This is a genomic window from Ferrimonas senticii DSM 18821 (assembly GCF_000422665.1).
Lineage (GTDB): Bacteria > Pseudomonadota > Gammaproteobacteria > Enterobacterales > Shewanellaceae > Ferrimonas > Ferrimonas senticii.
In genome coordinates this window covers 34,963-52,968 of record NZ_KE383899.1, presented here as the reverse complement: position 1 = coordinate 52,968, position 18,006 = coordinate 34,963, and the positions used below count along the sequence as shown (strand labels likewise).

18 protein-coding genes and 2 tRNA genes are annotated in these 18,006 nt (G+C 55.1%); 14 read left to right on the top strand and 6 right to left on the bottom strand.

Going from position 1 to position 18,006, the window contains the following annotated elements; translation table 11 throughout:
* Positions 1-4: 4 nt before the first annotated feature.
* From trpCF to aroF, 5 genes are read right to left on the bottom strand one after another with little or no spacing between them, the layout of a single operon-like run.
* Positions 5-1,411, bottom strand: a complete 1,407-nt coding sequence (trpCF, locus tag G506_RS19915) for a bifunctional indole-3-glycerol-phosphate synthase TrpC/phosphoribosylanthranilate isomerase TrpF (protein ID WP_051202183.1) — start codon at positions 1,409-1,411, stop codon at positions 5-7.
* Positions 1,408-2,418 (bottom strand): anthranilate phosphoribosyltransferase, encoded by a 1,011-nt coding sequence (gene trpD, locus G506_RS0115305; protein ID WP_028117630.1) that lies wholly within the window; start codon positions 2,416-2,418, stop codon positions 1,408-1,410. Before trpD ends, trpCF begins: the two co-directional genes overlap by 4 nt.
* Positions 2,412-3,047, bottom strand: coding sequence for an aminodeoxychorismate/anthranilate synthase component II (locus G506_RS0115300; RefSeq protein WP_028117629.1), 636 nt, complete (start codon positions 3,045-3,047; stop codon positions 2,412-2,414). Before G506_RS0115300 ends, trpD begins: the two co-directional genes overlap by 7 nt.
* Positions 3,044-4,639: an anthranilate synthase component 1 gene (locus G506_RS0115295; RefSeq protein ID WP_028117628.1), complete on the bottom strand. Its 1,596-nt coding sequence runs from the start codon at positions 4,637-4,639 to the stop codon at positions 3,044-3,046. The genes G506_RS0115300 and G506_RS0115295 overlap by 4 nt, the downstream gene beginning before the upstream one ends.
* A complete protein-coding gene (gene aroF / locus G506_RS0115290) occupies positions 4,639-5,652 on the bottom strand; it encodes a 3-deoxy-7-phosphoheptulonate synthase (protein ID WP_028117627.1) in 1,014 nt (337 codons plus the stop codon). The genes G506_RS0115295 and aroF overlap by 1 nt, the downstream gene beginning before the upstream one ends.
* Before the next feature lie 352 nt (positions 5,653-6,004).
* On the opposite strand from aroF, the gene G506_RS0115285 reads away from it, so the two are divergent.
* Genes G506_RS0115285 through rluB form a run of 5 tightly spaced genes read left to right on the top strand, consistent with a single transcriptional unit; the run spans position 6,005 to position 9,790 of the window.
* Positions 6,005-6,844, top strand: coding sequence for a PHP domain-containing protein (locus G506_RS0115285; RefSeq protein WP_028117626.1), 840 nt, complete (start codon positions 6,005-6,007; stop codon positions 6,842-6,844).
* On the top strand, positions 6,841-7,461 hold the full coding sequence (locus G506_RS0115280; RefSeq protein WP_028117625.1) for an L-threonylcarbamoyladenylate synthase: 621 nt from the start codon (positions 6,841-6,843) through the stop codon (positions 7,459-7,461). Before G506_RS0115285 ends, G506_RS0115280 begins: the two co-directional genes overlap by 4 nt.
* A gap of 60 nt (positions 7,462-7,521) precedes the next feature.
* Positions 7,522-8,313 (top strand): segregation and condensation protein A, encoded by a 792-nt coding sequence (locus tag G506_RS0115275; protein WP_028117624.1) that lies wholly within the window; start codon positions 7,522-7,524, stop codon positions 8,311-8,313.
* Positions 8,314-8,323: 10 nt separating this feature from the next.
* A complete protein-coding gene (scpB, locus tag G506_RS0115270) occupies positions 8,324-8,896 on the top strand; it encodes an SMC-Scp complex subunit ScpB (protein ID WP_028117623.1) in 573 nt (190 codons plus the stop codon).
* 9 nt (positions 8,897-8,905) lie between these two features.
* The gene (gene rluB / locus G506_RS0115265; protein ID WP_028117622.1) at positions 8,906-9,790 is read left to right on the top strand and encodes a 23S rRNA pseudouridine(2605) synthase RluB; all 885 of its coding nucleotides are present in this window, start codon (positions 8,906-8,908) and stop codon (positions 9,788-9,790) included.
* A 124-nt stretch (positions 9,791-9,914) separates the two neighbouring features.
* Here the strand turns inward: rluB and yhbY are convergent, their stop codons facing one another.
* Positions 9,915-10,217, bottom strand: coding sequence for a ribosome assembly RNA-binding protein YhbY (gene yhbY, locus G506_RS0115260; protein ID WP_028117621.1), 303 nt, complete (start codon positions 10,215-10,217; stop codon positions 9,915-9,917).
* A 154-nt stretch (positions 10,218-10,371) separates the two neighbouring features.
* Here yhbY and rlmE point away from each other — a divergent pair, with 154 nt between their 5' ends.
* The 9 genes from rlmE (at position 10,372) to nusA (ending at position 17,998) form a co-directional block, all read left to right on the top strand.
* Complete coding sequence (rlmE, locus tag G506_RS0115255; protein WP_028117620.1) at positions 10,372-11,001, top strand: 23S rRNA (uridine(2552)-2'-O)-methyltransferase RlmE; 630 nt, start codon at positions 10,372-10,374, stop codon at positions 10,999-11,001.
* Positions 11,002-11,041: 40 nt separating this feature from the next.
* A complete protein-coding gene (gene ftsH / locus G506_RS0115250; protein ID WP_028117619.1) occupies positions 11,042-12,979 on the top strand; it encodes an ATP-dependent zinc metalloprotease FtsH in 1,938 nt (645 codons plus the stop codon).
* 151 nt (positions 12,980-13,130) lie between these two features.
* Positions 13,131-13,964 (top strand): dihydropteroate synthase, encoded by an 834-nt coding sequence (gene folP / locus G506_RS0115245; protein ID WP_028117618.1) that lies wholly within the window; start codon positions 13,131-13,133, stop codon positions 13,962-13,964.
* Between the two features lie 142 nt (positions 13,965-14,106).
* Positions 14,107-14,889, top strand: a complete 783-nt coding sequence (gene tpiA, locus G506_RS0115240; protein ID WP_028117617.1) for a triose-phosphate isomerase — start codon at positions 14,107-14,109, stop codon at positions 14,887-14,889.
* Positions 14,890-14,896: 7 nt separating this feature from the next.
* Positions 14,897-15,229: a preprotein translocase subunit SecG gene (secG, locus tag G506_RS0115235; protein WP_028117616.1), complete on the top strand. Its 333-nt coding sequence runs from the start codon at positions 14,897-14,899 to the stop codon at positions 15,227-15,229.
* Between the two features lie 33 nt (positions 15,230-15,262).
* Positions 15,263-15,348: transfer RNA gene (locus G506_RS0115230), tRNA-Leu, on the top strand.
* Positions 15,349-15,399: 51 nt separating this feature from the next.
* A tRNA-Met gene (locus G506_RS0115225) sits at positions 15,400-15,476 on the top strand.
* Positions 15,477-16,014: 538 nt separating this feature from the next.
* Positions 16,015-16,470: a ribosome maturation factor RimP gene (rimP, locus tag G506_RS0115220; RefSeq protein ID WP_028117615.1), complete on the top strand. Its 456-nt coding sequence runs from the start codon at positions 16,015-16,017 to the stop codon at positions 16,468-16,470.
* A gap of 25 nt (positions 16,471-16,495) precedes the next feature.
* Positions 16,496-17,998 carry a transcription termination factor NusA gene (nusA, locus tag G506_RS0115215; RefSeq protein ID WP_028117614.1) on the top strand — a complete coding sequence of 501 codons (1,503 nt, stop codon included), beginning with the start codon at positions 16,496-16,498 and terminating at the stop codon, positions 17,996-17,998.
* Positions 17,999-18,006: the final 8 nt, after the last annotated feature.

The following is an 18,006-nucleotide window of genomic DNA, read 5'->3' as shown; positions in this document are numbered from 1 at the left end:
TTCTCTAGTTGTTGGTGCCGGTTGCAGTGTGATTGCGGCCAAAGGCGCGCAGCGCTTCGAAGCACAGTGCTAATTTGTGGGGATCTTTAACCCCGGGGGCTTGCTCGACCCCGGAGTTAAGATCGAGGCCAAAACAGCCAACCGCGATGGCGGCATCAATGTTGTCGGGGCCAAGGCCGCCAGCGAGTAGGATTTGCTGGCGCTCGGCCGGTAGGGTTGACCAATCAAACGGCTGACCGGTGCCACCAAATTGGCCGGCTTGGGCGCTGTCGAACAGCAAGCGATCGGCGCTTGTGACCAGATTGCTGCGATCCGGCTTTACCGCTTTCCAGATCTGGCTGTGGAGGTGCGGCCGCAATTGGTCGATGTATTCATCGTCCTCGCTGCCATGCAGCTGCACCGCATGCAGTTGCAGCTGGTTGGCGACATAGATCACGGTGCTGGGCTCGGCATCGACAAACACCCCGACAAAATCGAGGTTGCTGCCATCAACCAGTTGGCGGGCTTGCTCAAGGTTGACCTTACGCGGTGATTTATCAGCAAAGATCAGACCGCCGTAGCGGCTACCGGCGGCGGCCACGGCTTGGGCATCTTCAACCCGAGTCAAACCACAGACTTTGTTGTTGCCGTAAATCAGTTGGCGGCAGGCCAAGTCGATGTTGGCTTGTTCGGTTAGGCTGGAACCGACCAAAAAGCCATTCACCAGTGGGCTCAACTGACGCACTTGCTGGTGGTGGTAGATGCCGGATTCGCTGATCAGCAAGGTGCCGTTAGGGACCAGTGGCGCCAGCGCTTCGGTGGTGGTTAGGTCAACGGAGAGATCGCGCAGATCGCGATTGTTGATGCCGATGATTTTGGCGCCAAGGGCGATGGCGCGGTGCATCTCCTCACGGTTGCTGACCTCAGTAAGGATATCCAATCCTAAGATCTGGGCTTCGGCGGCCAGTTCAAGATAGAGCGCGTCCGGCAGCACCGATAGCATCAGTAGCGCGGCATCGGCACCTAAGTGGCGGGCTAACCGCAGCTGGCGTGCATCAATGATGAAGTCCTTACACAGCACCGGCACGCTGACCGCTGCGGCCACCTGCTTAAGGTATTCAAACTGGCCTTGGAAGAATTGCTCGTCGGTCAGTACCGAAATGGCGGCGGCGTAGGTTTGGTAACTGCGGGCTATAGCCACCGGATTGAACTCGGCACGGATCAGCCCTTTGGAAGGGCTGGCTTTTTTGCACTCAAGAATAAAGCCAGCATTGGTCTGGTTAAGGGCATCGAACAAGCTGCGAGTCGATGGTGCCGCTCGGGTGTTAAGCAATTCGCCATAGTGTTCGGCCAGCGCCTCGATGTGGGCTGGTTTGCTGGCGACGATTTTATCCAGCACGGTATTGGTGCGGTTTAGGGCGGCGGCGGTCATTGGCTGGCCTCGGCAAATTGCTCAATCAGGGTCAGTGCCTTGCCACTGGCAAGGGTTTTTAGCGCCAGTTCAGTGCCGGCTTTTATGCTGTCGGCTTGATCCGCCAGATACAGCGCCGCCCCGGCATTGACCGCCACCGCCGCTTGTTGGGCGTCGCTGCCATGGCCGCTGAGCAGCGCTTTGCTGATCGCCATGTTTTCCTGCGGGCGGCCGCCTTTGAGCGCTTCCAGCGGGTAGCGTTGGACGCCAAGCTGTTCGGGGGTGAAGTGGCGTTTATGCAATTGGCCATCACGCAGTTCGATGGCATCGCTGTCGCCGTGCACCGCAAGTTCATCCAAACCGCTGCCGTGCACCACCAACGCTCGCTTTACCCCAAGGCTGGCCAGTACCGAGGCGATAGGTTCCAGCAGCTCTGGGGTATACACCCCAAGCAGCATCTGGCTTGGTCGGGCAGGGTTGATCAGTGGCCCCAAAATATTAAACAGGGTGCGGGATTTCAGTTGCTGACGGATTGGCGCGGCATGGCGCATTCCGGCGTGGTAGTGCGGGGCGAACAGAAAGGTGACGCCAAGCTGCTCTAGGCACTGGGCCGATTGTTCTGGGGTCATGGTTAGGTTGACCCCAAATTGGCTCAGCAGATCGGAGGCGCCGGATTGCGATGACACGCTGCGGCTGCCGTGCTTGGCCACCTTGGCGCCAGCGGCGGCGGCGACAAAGGTGGCGGTGGTGGAGATATTAATGGTGTTGGCGCCATCGCCACCGGTGCCAACGATATCCAGCAGATCCCCTTCGGGGCGGGGAAAGTGCACCGCCGCATCGCGCAGGGCGTCAGCGGCACCGGCAATCTCATCGATGCTTTCGCCGCGCATCTTCAGGGCAGTCACGGCACAGGCCAATTCGGCGTCGGTGGTCTCTCCGGCCACCACTTTGGCGAACAGGAACTTGGCCTGCTCGCGGGTCAGGGATTTTCCAGCCATTAAGATGGCCAGCAGATCGGTGATCAGCATAAGGACAGCTCCTTTGTCAGCGGTTGATTACCGGTCAGCAGTGCCAGCGTTTGTTTAAGCAGTTGGGCACCGTGCTCGGTCAAAATTGATTCAGGGTGAAATTGATAGCCAACGGCGCGATGGCTGGGATGAACCACCGCCATTGCCATGCCATCGACCTCGGCGACCACCTCAAGGCTTGGGGGGAGCTCTAGCCCCACCAAGGAGTGGTAACGGGCAACCTGTAACGGGTTACTCATCCCAGCAAACAATGGCCCGTTGTCGTGTTGCATCGGGCTGGATTTACCGTGCATCAGCGCTGCGGCGCGACCGACTTGGCCGCCGTAGTGTTCAATCAGCGCTTGATGGCCAAGACAGATCCCCAGCATCGGCAACTTGCCAGCGCACCGGGCAATTAAATCCATTAAGCAACCGGCTTGGGCTGGCGCACCGGGGCCGGGTGACAGCACTAATACGCCGGGGTTGGCTTGGGTTAGCAGTTTGTTGGCCAAAGTGGTGGCGTCGATGTCGTTGCGATAGACGGTGACCGGATGACCAAGGCTGCGAAACTGATCCACCAGATTCCAAGTAAAGGAATCGAAGTTGTCCAGCAAAGTGATTGGTGCCGGCGTGATGGTGGTCTGGCTCATAGTGCGCCTCCCGCTTGACTGATCGCCCGCAGCACCGCTTGGGCTTTATTGCGGGTTTCGTCGGCTTCGCTTTGCGGCACCGAATCGTGGACCACTCCAGCGCCAGCTTGGACGTGGGCAATGCCGTTATTGACCAGCGCCGAGCGAATCACGATGCAGGTGTCCATATCGCCGCGGCCATTGAGGTAACCGACGGCGCCGCCGTAGCTGCCACGACGTTCACCTTCGGCCTGACGCAGCAACTGCGCTGCCCGAACCTTGGGGGCGCCGGTTAAGGTGCCCATATTCATGCAGGCTTGGTAGGCGTGCAGGGCATCCAAATCATGGCGCAACTGGCCGGTAACCCGAGAGACCAAGTGCATCACATGGCTGTAGCGGTCGACTTTGAGGAGTTCGGCCACTTTGCGACTGCCAGGTTCGCTGATCCGCGCCACGTCGTTGCGAGCCAGATCCACCAACATCAGATGTTCCGATAGCTCTTTTTGATCCTGTCGTAGCCCCAACTCAATCCGGCCGTCGAGATCGTGATCGACAGTGCCATCGGCGTGTTTGCCGCGTACCCGGGTACCGGCAATAGGGTAGATCTCCACCTGATTGCTGTGATGATCGTATTTCAGGGCGCTTTCTGGTGAGGCGCCAAACAGGCTGAAGTCATCGGCCTGCATAAAGAACATGTAAGGACTGGGGTTCAATTCCCGCAGTCGTTGATAGGCCGCCAATGGTTGCGGACAGGGCAGTGAAAACCGCCGTGCTGGCACCACTTGAAAGATATCGCCGGCGCGAATGTGTTCTTGCAGTTGCTCGACCTTAGCGGCAAATTCGGCATCGGTTTGGCTGATCTTGATGTTGTGATTGATGGTGGCAGCAGCGGTGGCTGGTTCAGTTACCGATTGCGGCTCAAGCGGCCGTTGCAACTGACCAGCAAGTTCACCCAAGCGCAGCCGTTTGTCGTTGCTGACGGCATGGCTGTGCTCGCCGCCAAAGACGGTGCCAATCAAGCGGCCACTGCGCTGCTGGTGGTCCAGCACCAAAGTGGTTTCCGCCAGATAAAACAGATAGTCGGGGCAGTTATTGGCGCTGTCGGCTACGTCTGGCAACGGTTCGACACTGGCGACCAAGTCAAAGGCGAAGACCCCAGCCAGCAGCAGCGATTCACTAAGGGCGTTATCGCTGCGGATCTGTTGCTGCAAGGTGCGCAGCACCGACAGTGGCGATGGCGCTTGCAGACGGCTGTCCTCGTCCAGCCCATTGGGGATGGCAGCCAGTTCAACAGTCAGCTGCGGGTGCTTGATTTCAACTTGACCCAACTCGGTTAGCTGCTCAGCCAGATAGGGCAGCAGGTTTTCGCCATTCGCCGTCAGGGCGTTTAGGATGATGCGCCGGCCATCGCAGCGGACACTGAGCGCGGCATCAATCAACAGCAGACTTTTTAGACCGGCTTTGGAATCAATTTCAGCCGATTCCAACAGTAAGGTATGTGGCCGGAGTTTGCCACTGTGGCTACAGAGTTGCTGATACAGCAGCGCCGGTTCGGCGTGGTACGGCACGCTGGTGGTTAAGGTTTTGGCGTGGCCAGCGGCAACGGTGGTCATTACAGTTTCTTCCCTGCGGCGTGGACGAACGGACGTAGGCCTGTCATTAACGCCGCGAACTGCTGGGCATCCAACGCTTGATGGCCATCGGACAGCGCTTCGCATGGATTTAAGTGGCTCTCGACGATGATGCCATCGGCACCAACAGCGGCCGCGGCGTAGCTGAGCGGTGCAATCAACTCGCGCACGCCAGTGCCGTGGCTGGGATCCACCAGTACCGGCAGATGGGTTTTGCGCTTCAAGTAAGCGACCGCGTTCAGATCTAAGGTGTTGCGGGTGGCGGTTTCAAAGGTGCGAATGCCTCGCTCGCACAAAATGACGTTGGGATTACCGGCGTTGACGATGTATTCCGCCGCGAGCAGTAACTCTTCGACGGTGCTGCTCATGCCTCGCTTAAGCAGCACCGGCTTTTGCTGCTCGCCAACCGCTTCCAACAAGCGGTAGTTTTGGGCGTTACGGGCGCCGATTTGGAAGCAGTCGATGTAATCGGCCATCAGCTCAACGTCGCTGGCATCGATCACCTCTGACACGGTCGGCAGACCGGTTGCCTGATTGGCTTGTTTCAGCAGTTTCAGCCCCTCAACCCCCAATCCTTGGAACGAATAGGGGCTGGTACGCGGCTTAAAGGCGCCGCCACGTAGCGCTGCAATCCCATGTTTGCCAAGCATTTGGGCCACACCCAGCAGTTGCTCACGGCTTTCGACCCCACAAGGGCCAGCAATCACAGTAAAGGTATCGCCACCAACGGCGTGATTGCCGAGCATCACATGGGTGTCAATCGGGTTCAGTTCGCGGGAGACCAGTTTGTATTTGGAGAGAATTGGTTTGATCTCATCGACAATCGGGTTGCCGTCCAGATTCAGTGATTGCAGTACCCGCTCGTCGCCAATGGCGCCCAACACGGTGCGCTCAACCCCAGGCATATACAGTGGCTTGAGCCCTTTGGATTCGATCTGCGCCAGTAATGTTTGAGCGTCGGTTTCGGTGACGCCGGCTTTTAGAATGATGATCATGGTTGCTGGTTCTCGTTATTAAAATCATAAAAAAGCCCGCTTTCGAGTGTGGTCGAAAGCGGGCTTGAGAGTTTTGTTTTCAGTCAAATAGGTGCAGCTAAGCACGCCCGCTTATGTCAGGGCGCCACCACCAAGAGTGAGAATGTGCTGCGAAGTTGATCATGACTGAGTTCGAATCCCGTTAAGTAGCTATTGCCTGTTCGGTAACCATTAGCGCTGTAATGAACAGTAGCGAAATATCACTGTACTGTTTCGATAATACGGTTTGGATGCTAACGGTTTGCTCACAAGGCTGTCAACCCCTCCCTGTACTGGCGTACAATTCAAACAATTAAAGCTTAGTAAGACGCTTATGAAGATTGATCTGCATTGCCATAGCCGCGCTTCCGACGGCAGTTTGACCCCAACCGAATTGGTGCAGCGTGCGGCGTTGCAGCAGGTATCGGTATTGGCACTGACCGATCACGACACCACCGCCGGGCTGGCCGAGGCCCGGCAAGCGGCGGCGCTCAATAATGTCACCTTGATTGATGGCGTTGAGATCTCAACCCATTGGCGAAACTGGGAAATTCATATTGTTGGCCTCAATTTTGATGTGGCCAATCCCGCATTACAGCAACTATTGCAGCGGCAATCAGCATGGCGTGATGAACGTGCCGCGCTGATTGATCAACGCTTGCAAAAGCGGGGTATCGAGGGCGCGTTGGCACTGGCAGCGCAGTTTGCCGGTAACGGTAATATCGGCCGCAGCCATTTTGCCAAAGCGTTGGTCGAGATGGGGGTGGTGGCCAAACCGCAGCTGGCGTTTGATAAGTTCCTCGGTAAAGGCGAATGCGCTTACGTTGGTAATCGTTGGTGTGAACTGGCCGAAGCGGTGGCGCGCATCAATGCCGCTGGAGGCGTGTCGGTGTTGGCTCACCCAAGTAAGTACGATCTATCGAATAAATGGCTGCGGATGCTAGTGACCGATTTTGTGGCCGCTGGCGGCATGGCAATGGAGACCATCCACTGTCAGATCAACCCGCAACTGCAACAGTTTTTACAGCAGTTGGCGATGGAGCATCAATTGTTGCTCTCCGCTGGCAGCGATTTTCATGGACCCAGCCGTTGGCTGGAGCTTGGCCGAGGGTTGCATCGTCCGTCGCAGGCGGGGGTATGGCACCACTTCGGCTGGGTTGAGGAGGGCCAATGAGCCAATTTTTTCAAGTACACCCGGACAACCCACAGCCACGCTTGATTAGCCAAGCGGTAGCGTTGCTACGTCAAGGTGGGGTGGTTGTCTTTCCGACCGACTCTGGTTACGCCTTGGCATGCCCGTTGGGTGACAAAAAAGCACTGGAGCGGATCTGTCGTATTCGCCAGCTCAATGACGATCACAACTTCAGTTTGATCTGCCGTGACCACTCGGAACTGGCGCACTATGCCCGGGTTGATAACCTGGCGTTTCGCTTGCTGCGCAATAACACCCCCGGTGCTTACACCTTTATTTTTAAAGGCACCAAAGAGGTGCCGCGGCGGCTGCTTAACCCTAAGCGCAAAACCATCGGTATTCGTATCCCCGATAACAACATCGCTAAGGCGTTGTTGGAGGCGATGGGCGAACCGCTGATGTCCACCAGTTTGATTCTACCCGGTGAGCAAGACAGCGAAGCGGATCCCTATGAGATCCGAGAACGGCTGGAACACGCGGTGGACTTAATCATTGACGGCGGCTACCTGCCATCGCAGCCGACTACCGTGGTCGATCTGTCGGATGGCGATGCGCAGATCGTCCGCGTTGGTTGCGGCGATCCGAGCCCGTTTGAATAAACCGCTGACAACCGTCAGATGTGTCCATATAATGGCGCGCTTTTATCTAAGGTTGCGTCGATGGCCACAGTAGTGCCAATGCGGCCGCGAGCGATTGTTCAAGGCAAACCGTTAAAGCAGTTTCCGGCGGATCTGTTTATCCCGCCGGATGCGCTGGAAGTGTTCCTGGAGTCGTTCGAGGGGCCACTGGATCTGCTGCTGTACCTGATCCGCAAACAAAAGCTCGATATTCTCGATCTACCTATCGTCACTATTACTGCCCAGTACATGGAGTACATCGCCTTGATGGAGGCGATGAAATTCGAACTGGCAGCGGAATACCTGGTGATGGCGGCGACGCTGGCGGAGATCAAATCGCGGTTGTTGCTGCCACGGCCAGTATTTGAAGAGGATGACGAGATCGATCCACGGGCGCTGCTGGTAAAACAGTTGCAAGCCTATGAAATGGTTAAAAAAGCCGCTGCCGATCTCGATGCCTTGCCGCGGCAAGAGCGCGACAACTGGCGCGCCCGAGCGACGGCGCCGGAGAGTCTGCAACCGCAGGTACAGCAAGCGGTATTGTCGATGAGCGAACTGCTGGGCGCATTACAAGGGGTGATCGCCCGCGCTGAGCACTTTGAACATCACCATATTGCCAAAGAAACGCTGTCAACGCGGGAGCGGATGAGTCGGATCTTGGCGCAGTTAAGCAGTAGCCAGTTCACCCCATTTGAGGCGCTGTTCAGTGTTGATGAGGGTCGCGCTGGGGTGGTGGTGACGCTGCTGGCGGTGCTGGAACTGGTCAAAGAGCAACTGATTGAGCTGCAACAGCAGCAGATTGCCGGACCGATTGTGGTGCGGGCTAAGGTTTAGGAACGCAGCCATGTTCAGCCGAGCTAAAAAATTGATTGAAGCGGCGCTGTTTATCGCCGACAAGCCGCTGACCATTAAGCAGTTGCGACAAACCGTGTTAGCGCAGTTGCAGCTGGATAGCACCACCGTTCGCGGCCTGTTGCTAGAGCTTGAGCAAGACTACCAAGACCGTGGGGTGGAATTGGTCAAAGTTGGCGGGGCTTATCGTTTTCAAAGCCGCACTGAGCTAAGCGAAGAGCTGGCCAGTTTATGGCCACAAAAAGCCGCCAAATTGTCGAAGGCGGTGCTGGAAACCCTAGCACTTATCGCCTATCGTCAGCCGATCACTCGCGGTGAAATTGAACGGGTGCGCGGGGTAGCGGTTAGTGCCACCATCATGCGCACCTTGTCTGAACGCGGTTGGATCACCGTGGTTGGGCATAAAGAGTTGCCGGGGCGGCCGTCGTTATACGCCACTACTGAGCAATTTTTGCAATACTTTAACCTCAAGAGCTTGGCGCAGTTGCCAGCCCTTGACGATGAACAAGCACTGGCGGCGATCTTCAGTCGTCAGGATGCGGACGTAGAGTCGCAATTACATTAAGAGAGATTAATGAGCGAAAAATTACAGAAAGTATTAGCTCGTGCAGGTCATGGTTCCCGTCGTGAGATGGAAGCGGTGATCGCTGCCGGACGGGTCAGCATCAATGGTGAAATCGCCAAGCTGGGTGACCGCGTTGACGGTGGTTCTAATCTGCAAGTGCGCATCGACGGTAATCTGATCTCCCTCAAGTCTGAGGAAGAGGTGATCTGCCGCGTGCTGGCGTACTACAAGCCGGAAGGTGAGCTGTGTACCCGTACCGATCCTCAGGGTCGTCCAACCGTTTTTGATCGTCTGCCAAAGATGAAAGACAGCCGTTGGGTTGCGGTCGGCCGATTGGACATCAACACCTCAGGTCTGTTGCTGTTTACCACCGATGGTGAACTGGCTAACCGCCTGATGCACCCATCCCACGAAGTCGAGCGTGAATACGCCATTCGAGTGTTTGGTGAAGTGGACGATGCGATGCTGCACCGCCTACGCACCGGGGTGGATCTAGAAGATGGCAAAGCCAGCTTCCGCCGCCTGTCTGCTGCCGGTGGCGAAGGCCTAAACACCTGGTACCACGGGGTACTGACCGAAGGTCGGAACCGCGAAGTGCGCCGGATGTGGGAAAGCCAAGAAGTGCAGGTTAGCCGCCTGATGCGTATTCGCTACGGCGACATTCCATTGCCGAAAGGTCTGCCTCGCGGTGGCTGGATGGAACTGCCATTGGATCAGGTTAACTACCTGCGTCGCTTGGTGGCGTTGGAACCAGAAACCCGTACCATGCTGTCGGAAGATAAGAACCAGCAGCGTCGCAGCAAGCAGGTGAAGACCGGTAAGATCCGTCGTGCGGTAAGCAAACACCGCACCCGCGCAGCAGCACCAGCGCCGCAAAAGCGCACTCGTAAGTAGCTAGCCAGCAGTTTGCAGATAACAGTGATTAGTCGCCGCGGTTGCCAATCGCGGCTCACTGCAAACGGAAGTTACAAAAAAACCGGAAGCCAAGGCTTCCGGTTTTTTTCAACATAGCAAAAGCTTACTTAGCTTTTGGCAGGTCGATTTTACGATCTTCGGTGGCGCGATATAGCACCTGAATGTGACCGATGGTTTGAACTTGGGTAGCACCGGTTTCGCGAACGATGGCAGCCATGATCGCCTTCTTCTCTTCGCGATCTTCCGCAGCCGCCTTAACCTTGATCAGTTCGTGGCTGTCCAATGCCAGTTCGATCTCGGCCAGAACCCCTTCGGTCAAACCGTTGGCGCCAAGCAGCACCACTGGCTTCAGGTTATGGGCTAACCCTTTCAGGTACTGCTTTTGTTTGGTGGTCAATTGGCTCATTAGGGCACTCTTTTTGACTTAGTGGACTTGAAAGCGGCGTATTCTAGCCCTATATCTCGCCTAATACTAACTGAAACCATACTGATGTACGGCGATTGCTAATAGTCTAGCATTCGCACAGTGATGGGTATTGCCACAAGGGTCGCCATTCGGCATGAGCAAGAAAAAACATTCCGCCAGTTCTAAACGCTGGCTTGATGAACATTTTGACGACCAGTATGTCAAAAAAGCACAGAAGCAAGGTTTGCGCTCTCGTGCCATCTTTAAGTTGGAGGAGATCCAGCAGAAGGACAAACTGCTGAAGCCGGGCATGGCGGTGGTTGACCTAGGTGCTGCACCAGGCGGTTGGTCGCAATATGCGGTAGAGCAAGTTGGTCTTGATGGGGTGGTTATCGCTTGCGATATTTTGCCGATGGACCCAATCGCTGGCGTTGACTTTTTGGAAGGCGACTTCCGCGAAGAAGCGGTGTTAAATGCACTGTTAAAGCGGGTTGGCGACAGTAAGATCGACGTAGTGATGTCCGATATGGCACCGAACTTTTCTGGCGCCGGCAGCGTTGACCAGGCGCGCTCGATGTATCTGGTCGAACTGGCGTTTGATATGTGCCATCAGGTACTGGCCAAAGGCGGTTCGTTTGTGGTCAAAGTGTTCCAAGGCGAAGGCTTCGATCAATACTTGGCGGACGTGCGTAGTAGCTTTACCAGCGTGAAAATTCGTAAACCGGACAGTTCGCGGGCGCGCTCCCGTGAGGTCTACATTGTGGCTAACGGTTACAAAGGGTAAGCTTGCCTTAGTAAACCAAGGATTTGTGAGGTTATAACCCTTGAGCGATATGGCGAAGAATCTAATTTTATGGCTCGTCATTGCCGTGGTGCTGATGACCGTGTTCCAGGGCTACTCGCCTTCATCTGGAAACGGCAGCAGCATGAGCTATAGCAGCTTTGTGCAAGCCTATCAAAACGGCTCAGTGCGGTCGGTTGAGATCGAAGATCAATCCACCATCACTGGGGTAACCAACAGCGGTGAAAGCTTCGTCACCTACATGCCGGTGTACGACAAGGATCTGCTGAATGAACTGATCAAGCACGATGTGCAGGTAACCGGCAAACCAGCCGAACAACCAAGCATGTTGGCGCAGATCTTCGTATCTTGGTTCCCAATGCTGCTGCTGATCGGGGTGTGGATCTTCTTCATGCGCCAGATGCAAGGCGGCGGCGGTAAAGGCGCGATGTCCTTTGGTAAGTCCAAGGCCCGCCTGATGAGCGAAGATCAGATCAAAACCACTTTTGCGGACGTTGCTGGCTGTGATGAAGCGAAAGAGGAAGTGGCCGAGTTGGTGGATTACCTGCGTGACCCAACCAAGTTCCAGAAGCTGGGCGGTAAGATCCCGACTGGTGTGCTGATGGTGGGGCCTCCAGGTACCGGTAAAACCTTGCTGGCTAAGGCGATTGCCGGTGAAGCCAAGGTACCGTTCTTTACCATCTCCGGTTCTGACTTCGTTGAGATGTTCGTTGGTGTCGGCGCCTCCCGTGTGCGTGACATGTTCGAGCAAGCGAAAAAGTCAGCGCCGTGCATCATCTTTATCGATGAGATCGATGCAGTCGGTCGTCAGCGTGGTGCTGGTATGGGCGGCGGTCACGATGAACGAGAGCAAACCCTGAACCAGATGTTGGTTGAGATGGACGGCTTTGAAGGCAACGAAGGGATTATTGTGATCGCTGCGACTAACCGTCCAGACGTATTGGATCCAGCGCTGCTGCGTCCAGGGCGTTTTGACCGCCAGGTGACCGTTGGTCTGCCAGACGTGCGTGGTCGTGAACAGATCCTGAAAGTACACATGCGCAAAGTGCCACTGGCGGAAGGCGTAGACGCGGCGTTGATCGCTCGCGGCACCCCAGGCTTCTCTGGTGCTGAGCTCGCCAACTTGGTTAACGAAGCGGCGCTGTTTGCTGCTCGTGCCTCCAAGCGTTTGGTTAACATGGAAGAGTTCGAAAAAGCCAAAGACAAGATCATGATGGGGGCTGAGCGTCGTTCGATGGTGATGTCTGAGGCTGAAAAGCGCATGACCGCCTACCACGAAGCGGGCCACGCTATTGTTGGTCGGTTGGTGCCAGAGCACGATCCGGTTTACAAGGTATCTATTATTCCACGCGGTCGCGCCTTGGGTGTAACCATGTACCTGCCAGAGCAGGATCGTTGGAGCCACTCAAAGCAGCATTTGGAGTCGATGATCTCCAGCTTGTACGGCGGTCGTATCGCGGAACAACTGATCTACGGCGATGACAAGGTAACCACCGGTGCCTCTAACGACATCGAGCGTGCCACCGATATCGCTCGTAAGATGGTGACCCAATGGGGTCTGTCGCAGAAGTTGGGACCAATGAACTACGCCGACGAAGACGGTGAAGTGTTCTTAGGTCGTTCGATGGCCAAAGCGAGCCATATCTCGGAAGAGACTTCTAACTTGATCGACGAAGAGGTGAAGGCGTTTATCGATGCCAACTACCAACGCGCTCGTACCATCTTGGAAGAGAACATGGACATCTTGCACTCGATGACCGATGCGCTGATGAAGTACGAAACCATCGACGCCAAACAGATCGACGATCTGATGGAGCGCCGTGAAGTTCGTCAGCCGGCGGATTGGGCTCAGCGCGACCAAGATGACAACAATAGTGACGGTGGCGTCAAAACCGAAACCACCACTGAAGTGATCGACGAAGAGCCAAAATCTGGTGGCGATGAAGCCCCAGCTAAATAAGCTTGACGCTTAAAAAATGCCCCGCTTTGTGCGGGGCATTTTTGTGAGAGACGATAAATATCGAACTCGGGTTTTAGTGTCGGTGGTCGAGAGCAGGCTCTTTAACTCAGGCCGGTTTAATCCAATTAGCAACTTATCCGGGAATAGCACAATGCAGTTAGTGTGTGGCCAGCGCCGCCTCGATCTTAGTCTGCCACAGATCATGGGGATCTTAAACGTTACCCCCGATTCATTCTCCGATGGCGGTCGTCATAATGCCTTAGCGGCCGCGATTGATGCGGCGGCGCAGATGGTCGCCGACGGTGCCAGCATCATCGACATTGGCGGTGAGTCAACGCGCCCAGGGGCGGTGGATGTGGCGCTGGAACAAGAGCTTGAACGTACGGTACCGGTGATTGAAGCACTTAACGCTCGTTTGGACGTGGTGCTGTCGATTGATACCTCCAAAGCGGCGGTCATGATCCAGGCGGTGGCGGCGGGGGCGGGGATCATCAACGACGTGCGCGCTTTGCAAGAACCCGGTGCGTTGGCGGCAGCAGCACAAACTGACGCGGCGATCTGCTTGATGCACATGCAGGGACAACCGCGGACTATGCAGGCGAACCCGCACTATCAAGACCTGTTTGCTGAGATTAACCAATTTTTTAGCGAGCGGATTGACGCTTGTGAAGCGGTTGGCATCGATCGCCGTCGGTTGCTGCTGGATCCGGGTTTTGGCTTTGGTAAGACCCTTGAGCATAACTATCAATTGCTGGCCAATCTTGAGCAAATGCGGGCCGCGGGGCTGCCGTTGCTGATTGGTCTATCGCGTAAAACTATGATTGGCAACTTACTTAATCGACCTGTGGATCAGCGCCTTGTCGGCAGTGTTACCGGTGCGCTGCTCGCTGCGCAGCAAGGTGCAGAGATCCTGCGAGTGCATGATGTTGCAGCAACGGCGGATGCCCTTAAAGTGTGGCAAATGACCCGTTCGCAGTGCCGCTAGCGGCGGTATTTTTCCGGTGATAATCGCCAGAATGGGTGTCGGTTGCACAAACAATCGACTATCAACGCTGGCAAAATAGATCTGCGCTTGCAAGGTGTTAGGCAGTTAGCTACTATCTCGCTCGCTTTCACAGGAGAACACCATGGCTACCAGACGTCCTATCGTCGCCGCCAACTGGAAGATGGCAGGCAGCCGTCAGTTGGGCGCAGAGTTATTAGAAAAGTTTGCACTTTTGTCTGATAGTTCTGCAGAAGTAGTCATCTGCCCACCTGCTGTGTATTTGGACAGTTTGCAACAGCAATTGTCTGAGCATAGCGATACCGTCGCTCAGCATCGCATCACCTTGGGTGGTCAAAATCTAAGTCATCAAGAATTTGGGGCTTATACCGGCGAAATTGCGGGTTCAATGCTGAACGAATTTGGTTGTCGCTATGTTATCATCGGTCACTCCGAGCGCCGTAGCATGTACGGTGAGAGCAGCGACATTGTGGCAGACAAGTTTGTCATGGCGCAGAAGATGGGCTTAACCCCAATTTTGTGTGTCGGCGAATCACTGGCTGCCCGAGAAGCCAATCGCACTTTTGAAGTGTTGAATGGCGAACTCAATGCGGTGCTGGATAAAGTAGGTATTATGGCGTTTGATAACGCGGTAATTGCTTACGAGCCCATCTGGGCAATCGGAACCGGCAAGAGCGCCACGCCTGAGCAAGCTCAGGAAGTGCACGCTTTCATTCGTCAGCGTTTGATGCAACTGTCGCCATATATTGGCGAGAAGATCCGCATCCTGTACGGTGGCAGCGTTAAGCCAAGCAATGCGGCTGACCTGTTTACCCGCCCTGACGTTGACGGTGGTCTTGTTGGTGGCGCCAGTTTGAATGCAAGCGACTTCGTTGAATTGTGTCGCATTGCCTCAGAATCGGAATGATTAGACGATGCTTTACGAAATTTTGATGGTTTGTTACTTGTTGGTCGCTATCGCAGTCATCGGACTGGTGATGATCCAGCAAGGTAAAGGTGCCGGCATGGGCGCGTCATTTGGCGCAGGCGCATCAGCCACCCTGTTTGGTTCCTCTGGTTCAGGTAACTTCCTGACCCGCAGTACTGCGGTACTGGCAACCGTATTTTTTGTCCTGAGCCTGTTGATCGGCCGTCTAAGTGCCCACAGCGAAGTTCAGAGCAACGATTTTGACAATCTGGAAACCCCTGCGGTTCAGGTTGAACAAGCACCAGCCAAAGAGCCAAGCTCTAGCGACGTGCCGAACTAAGCAAGCAAAGCTTAAGTTCAAAACAAAATTTGTGCCGTGGTGGTGGAATTGGTAGACACGCCATCTTGAGGGGGTGGTGAGCATAGCTCGTGCGGGTTCAAGTCCCGCTCACGGTACCAACATTCGCAGTGACCCAGTCGTAGATTGTGGTAGACTGCAACCTAGATTGACGCGGGATGGAGCAGCCTGGTAGCTCGTCGGGCTCATAACCCGAAGGTCGTCGGTTCAAATCCGGCTCCCGCAACCAATCCTTTGCTAAAGTGGTAGCAAGATTTGATGAGTATTCGCCCTTGGGCTCACTCATTCAAAATCGCGAAGGCCGTTGATTCAACTTCGGCTACTGCAACCAATTTAGCCGTTAGCTGATTTTCAGCTAGCCAATCGCGTTAACCCTCCACAGCCCGGAAGTTAGCGCGCCTCGTGACCTTAGCGGTCGAAGCCAGCGGTTGTAAAACCACTGACTTTAAAACCACAGCGAGGGTGGTGACGGTTCTGCCGTCGAGTTTTAGCAATAAAGCTCAGACAGGGTATGGCACTTTGAACCCCGTTTAAACACGGGGTTTTTTGCATTTTCGCCGCCGTAACATTGCGTTATGTAGCGGCTTTCATTGCAACTGCTGGTCACTGCCATCGTTGCTGTGCCTTGAGACTATTCTTATATCGCTTCGTTTTTGACTTAAGCGATCGGACTGGTCGGTGAATTGCGATCCGCTGCGCCGCTTTGCTGGCTAGGGCGGATTGGTACGGTAGGGCTTTAGCCCTTTTTTTGTTTGTAGGGGGTACCTATGGCGACCATTCAACAGCGCCTGACTGAAATGCTGACTGAGCCAGTAGAGGCTTGCGGCTACCAGCTGTGGGGCTTGCAGTTTGTTGGTGCTGGCAACCACTCCATCCTGCGGTTGTTTATCGATCACGAAAATGGCATCAGCGTGGCCGCTTGCGCCGAAGTAAGCCGTCAGGTGAGTGCGGTACTGGATGTGGAAGATCCAATCAGTACTGAATACAACCTAGAGGTTTCCTCTCCAGGCATGGATCGTCCGCTGTTCACCTCTGAACAGTATCAGCAGTACATGGGCAGCGAAGTTGTCGTGGTACTGCATATGCCATCGGATGGTAAGCGTAAGTGGCGCGGTGAGATTATCGCCGTCGATGGTGACAGCGTCACCCTGCGTGATGGTAAGCAAGAGATTACGGTGATTCTGTCGAACGTACAGAAGGCCAATGTGATTCCTAAGTTCTAAGTTTCAGGATGAATCGAGGCATAAGATGAGTAAAGAGATCCTGGCGGTAGCCGAGGCGGTATCCAACGAAAAAGCGGTACCGAAAGAGAAGATTTTTGAGGCGCTAGAGATCGCTCTGGCGACCGCGACTAAGAAGAAGCAAGAGCTTGAGATCGACGTACGTGTGTGCATCGACCACAAGACTGGCGAATTCGACACTTTCCGTCGCTGGCAGGTGATTGCTGATGACGAAGAGATGGAAGTATCCACCCGTCAGGTGTACCTGTCTGCCGCTCGCGCGATGGAAGAGGACGAAACCATTGAAGTGGGTGACTTTGTTGAAGAGCAGATCGAATCCGTAACCTTCGACCGCATCACTACCCAAACCGCTAAGCAAGTTATCGTACAAAAAGTACGTGAAGCTGAGCGTATGCAGGTAGTAGAGCAGTTCAAAGATAAAGAAGGTGAACTGGTGACTGGTGTGGTTAAGAAAGTTAACCGCGACTCCATCATCGTTGATCTGGGTAACAACGCCGACGCGATTCTGTTCAAAGAAGAGATGCTGCCACGGGAAAACTTCCGTCCTGGCGATCGCATCCGCGCGCTGCTGCACAGCGTCCGTCTGGAGTCTCGTGGCTCCCAGCTGTTCCTGTCCCGTAGCCGTCCAGAGATGCTGATCGAACTGTTCCGCATCGAAGTGCCAGAGATTGGCGAAGAGATGATCGAAATCATCGGCGCAGCCCGTGATCCAGGCTCTCGCGCTAAAATCGCAGTAAAATCTAACGACAAGCGTATCGACCCGGTTGGTGCTTGTGTGGGTATGCGTGGTGCACGTGTACAAGCGGTATCTGGCGAACTGGGTGGCGAGCGCATCGACATCGTACTGTGGAACGAAAACTTCGCTCAGTATGTGATCAATGCCATGGCACCAGCTGACGTAAGCTCTATCGTAATGGATGAAGACGCGCGTTCTATGGACGTAGCGGTTGAGCAAGACTCTCTGGCCCAAGCGATTGGCCGTAACGGCCAAAACGTGCGTCTGGCGTCTCAGGTTACCGGTTGGGAACTGAACGTAATGACCACCGCAGATCTGGCTGCCAAGCATGAGCGTGAATCCGCTAACATCATCAACACCTTCGTTGAGTCTCTGGACATCGATGAAGAGTTTGCTGGTGCGCTGGTTGAGGAAGGCTTCACTTCGCTAGAAGAGATCGCCTACGTACCAGTGGCCGAGCTGCTGGAAGTAGACGGCCTGGACGAAGAAACCGTGGAAATGCTGCGTGATCGTGCCAAAACTGCACTGACTACCAAAGCACTGGCCAACGAAGAAGCTTTGGATGGCGCTGAGCCAGCCGAAGATCTGCTGAACCTGGAAGGGATGGAGCGTCACCTGGCCTACGTACTGGCTAGCCGCGGCGTAATCACCCTAGAAGATCTGGCGGAGCAGGGCATTGATGACCTGACCGAGATCGAAGAACTGGACGAGACCAAAGCGGGCGACCTGATCATGGCCGCACGTAACATCTGCTGGTTCAGCGACGAAGCATAAAAACGCGT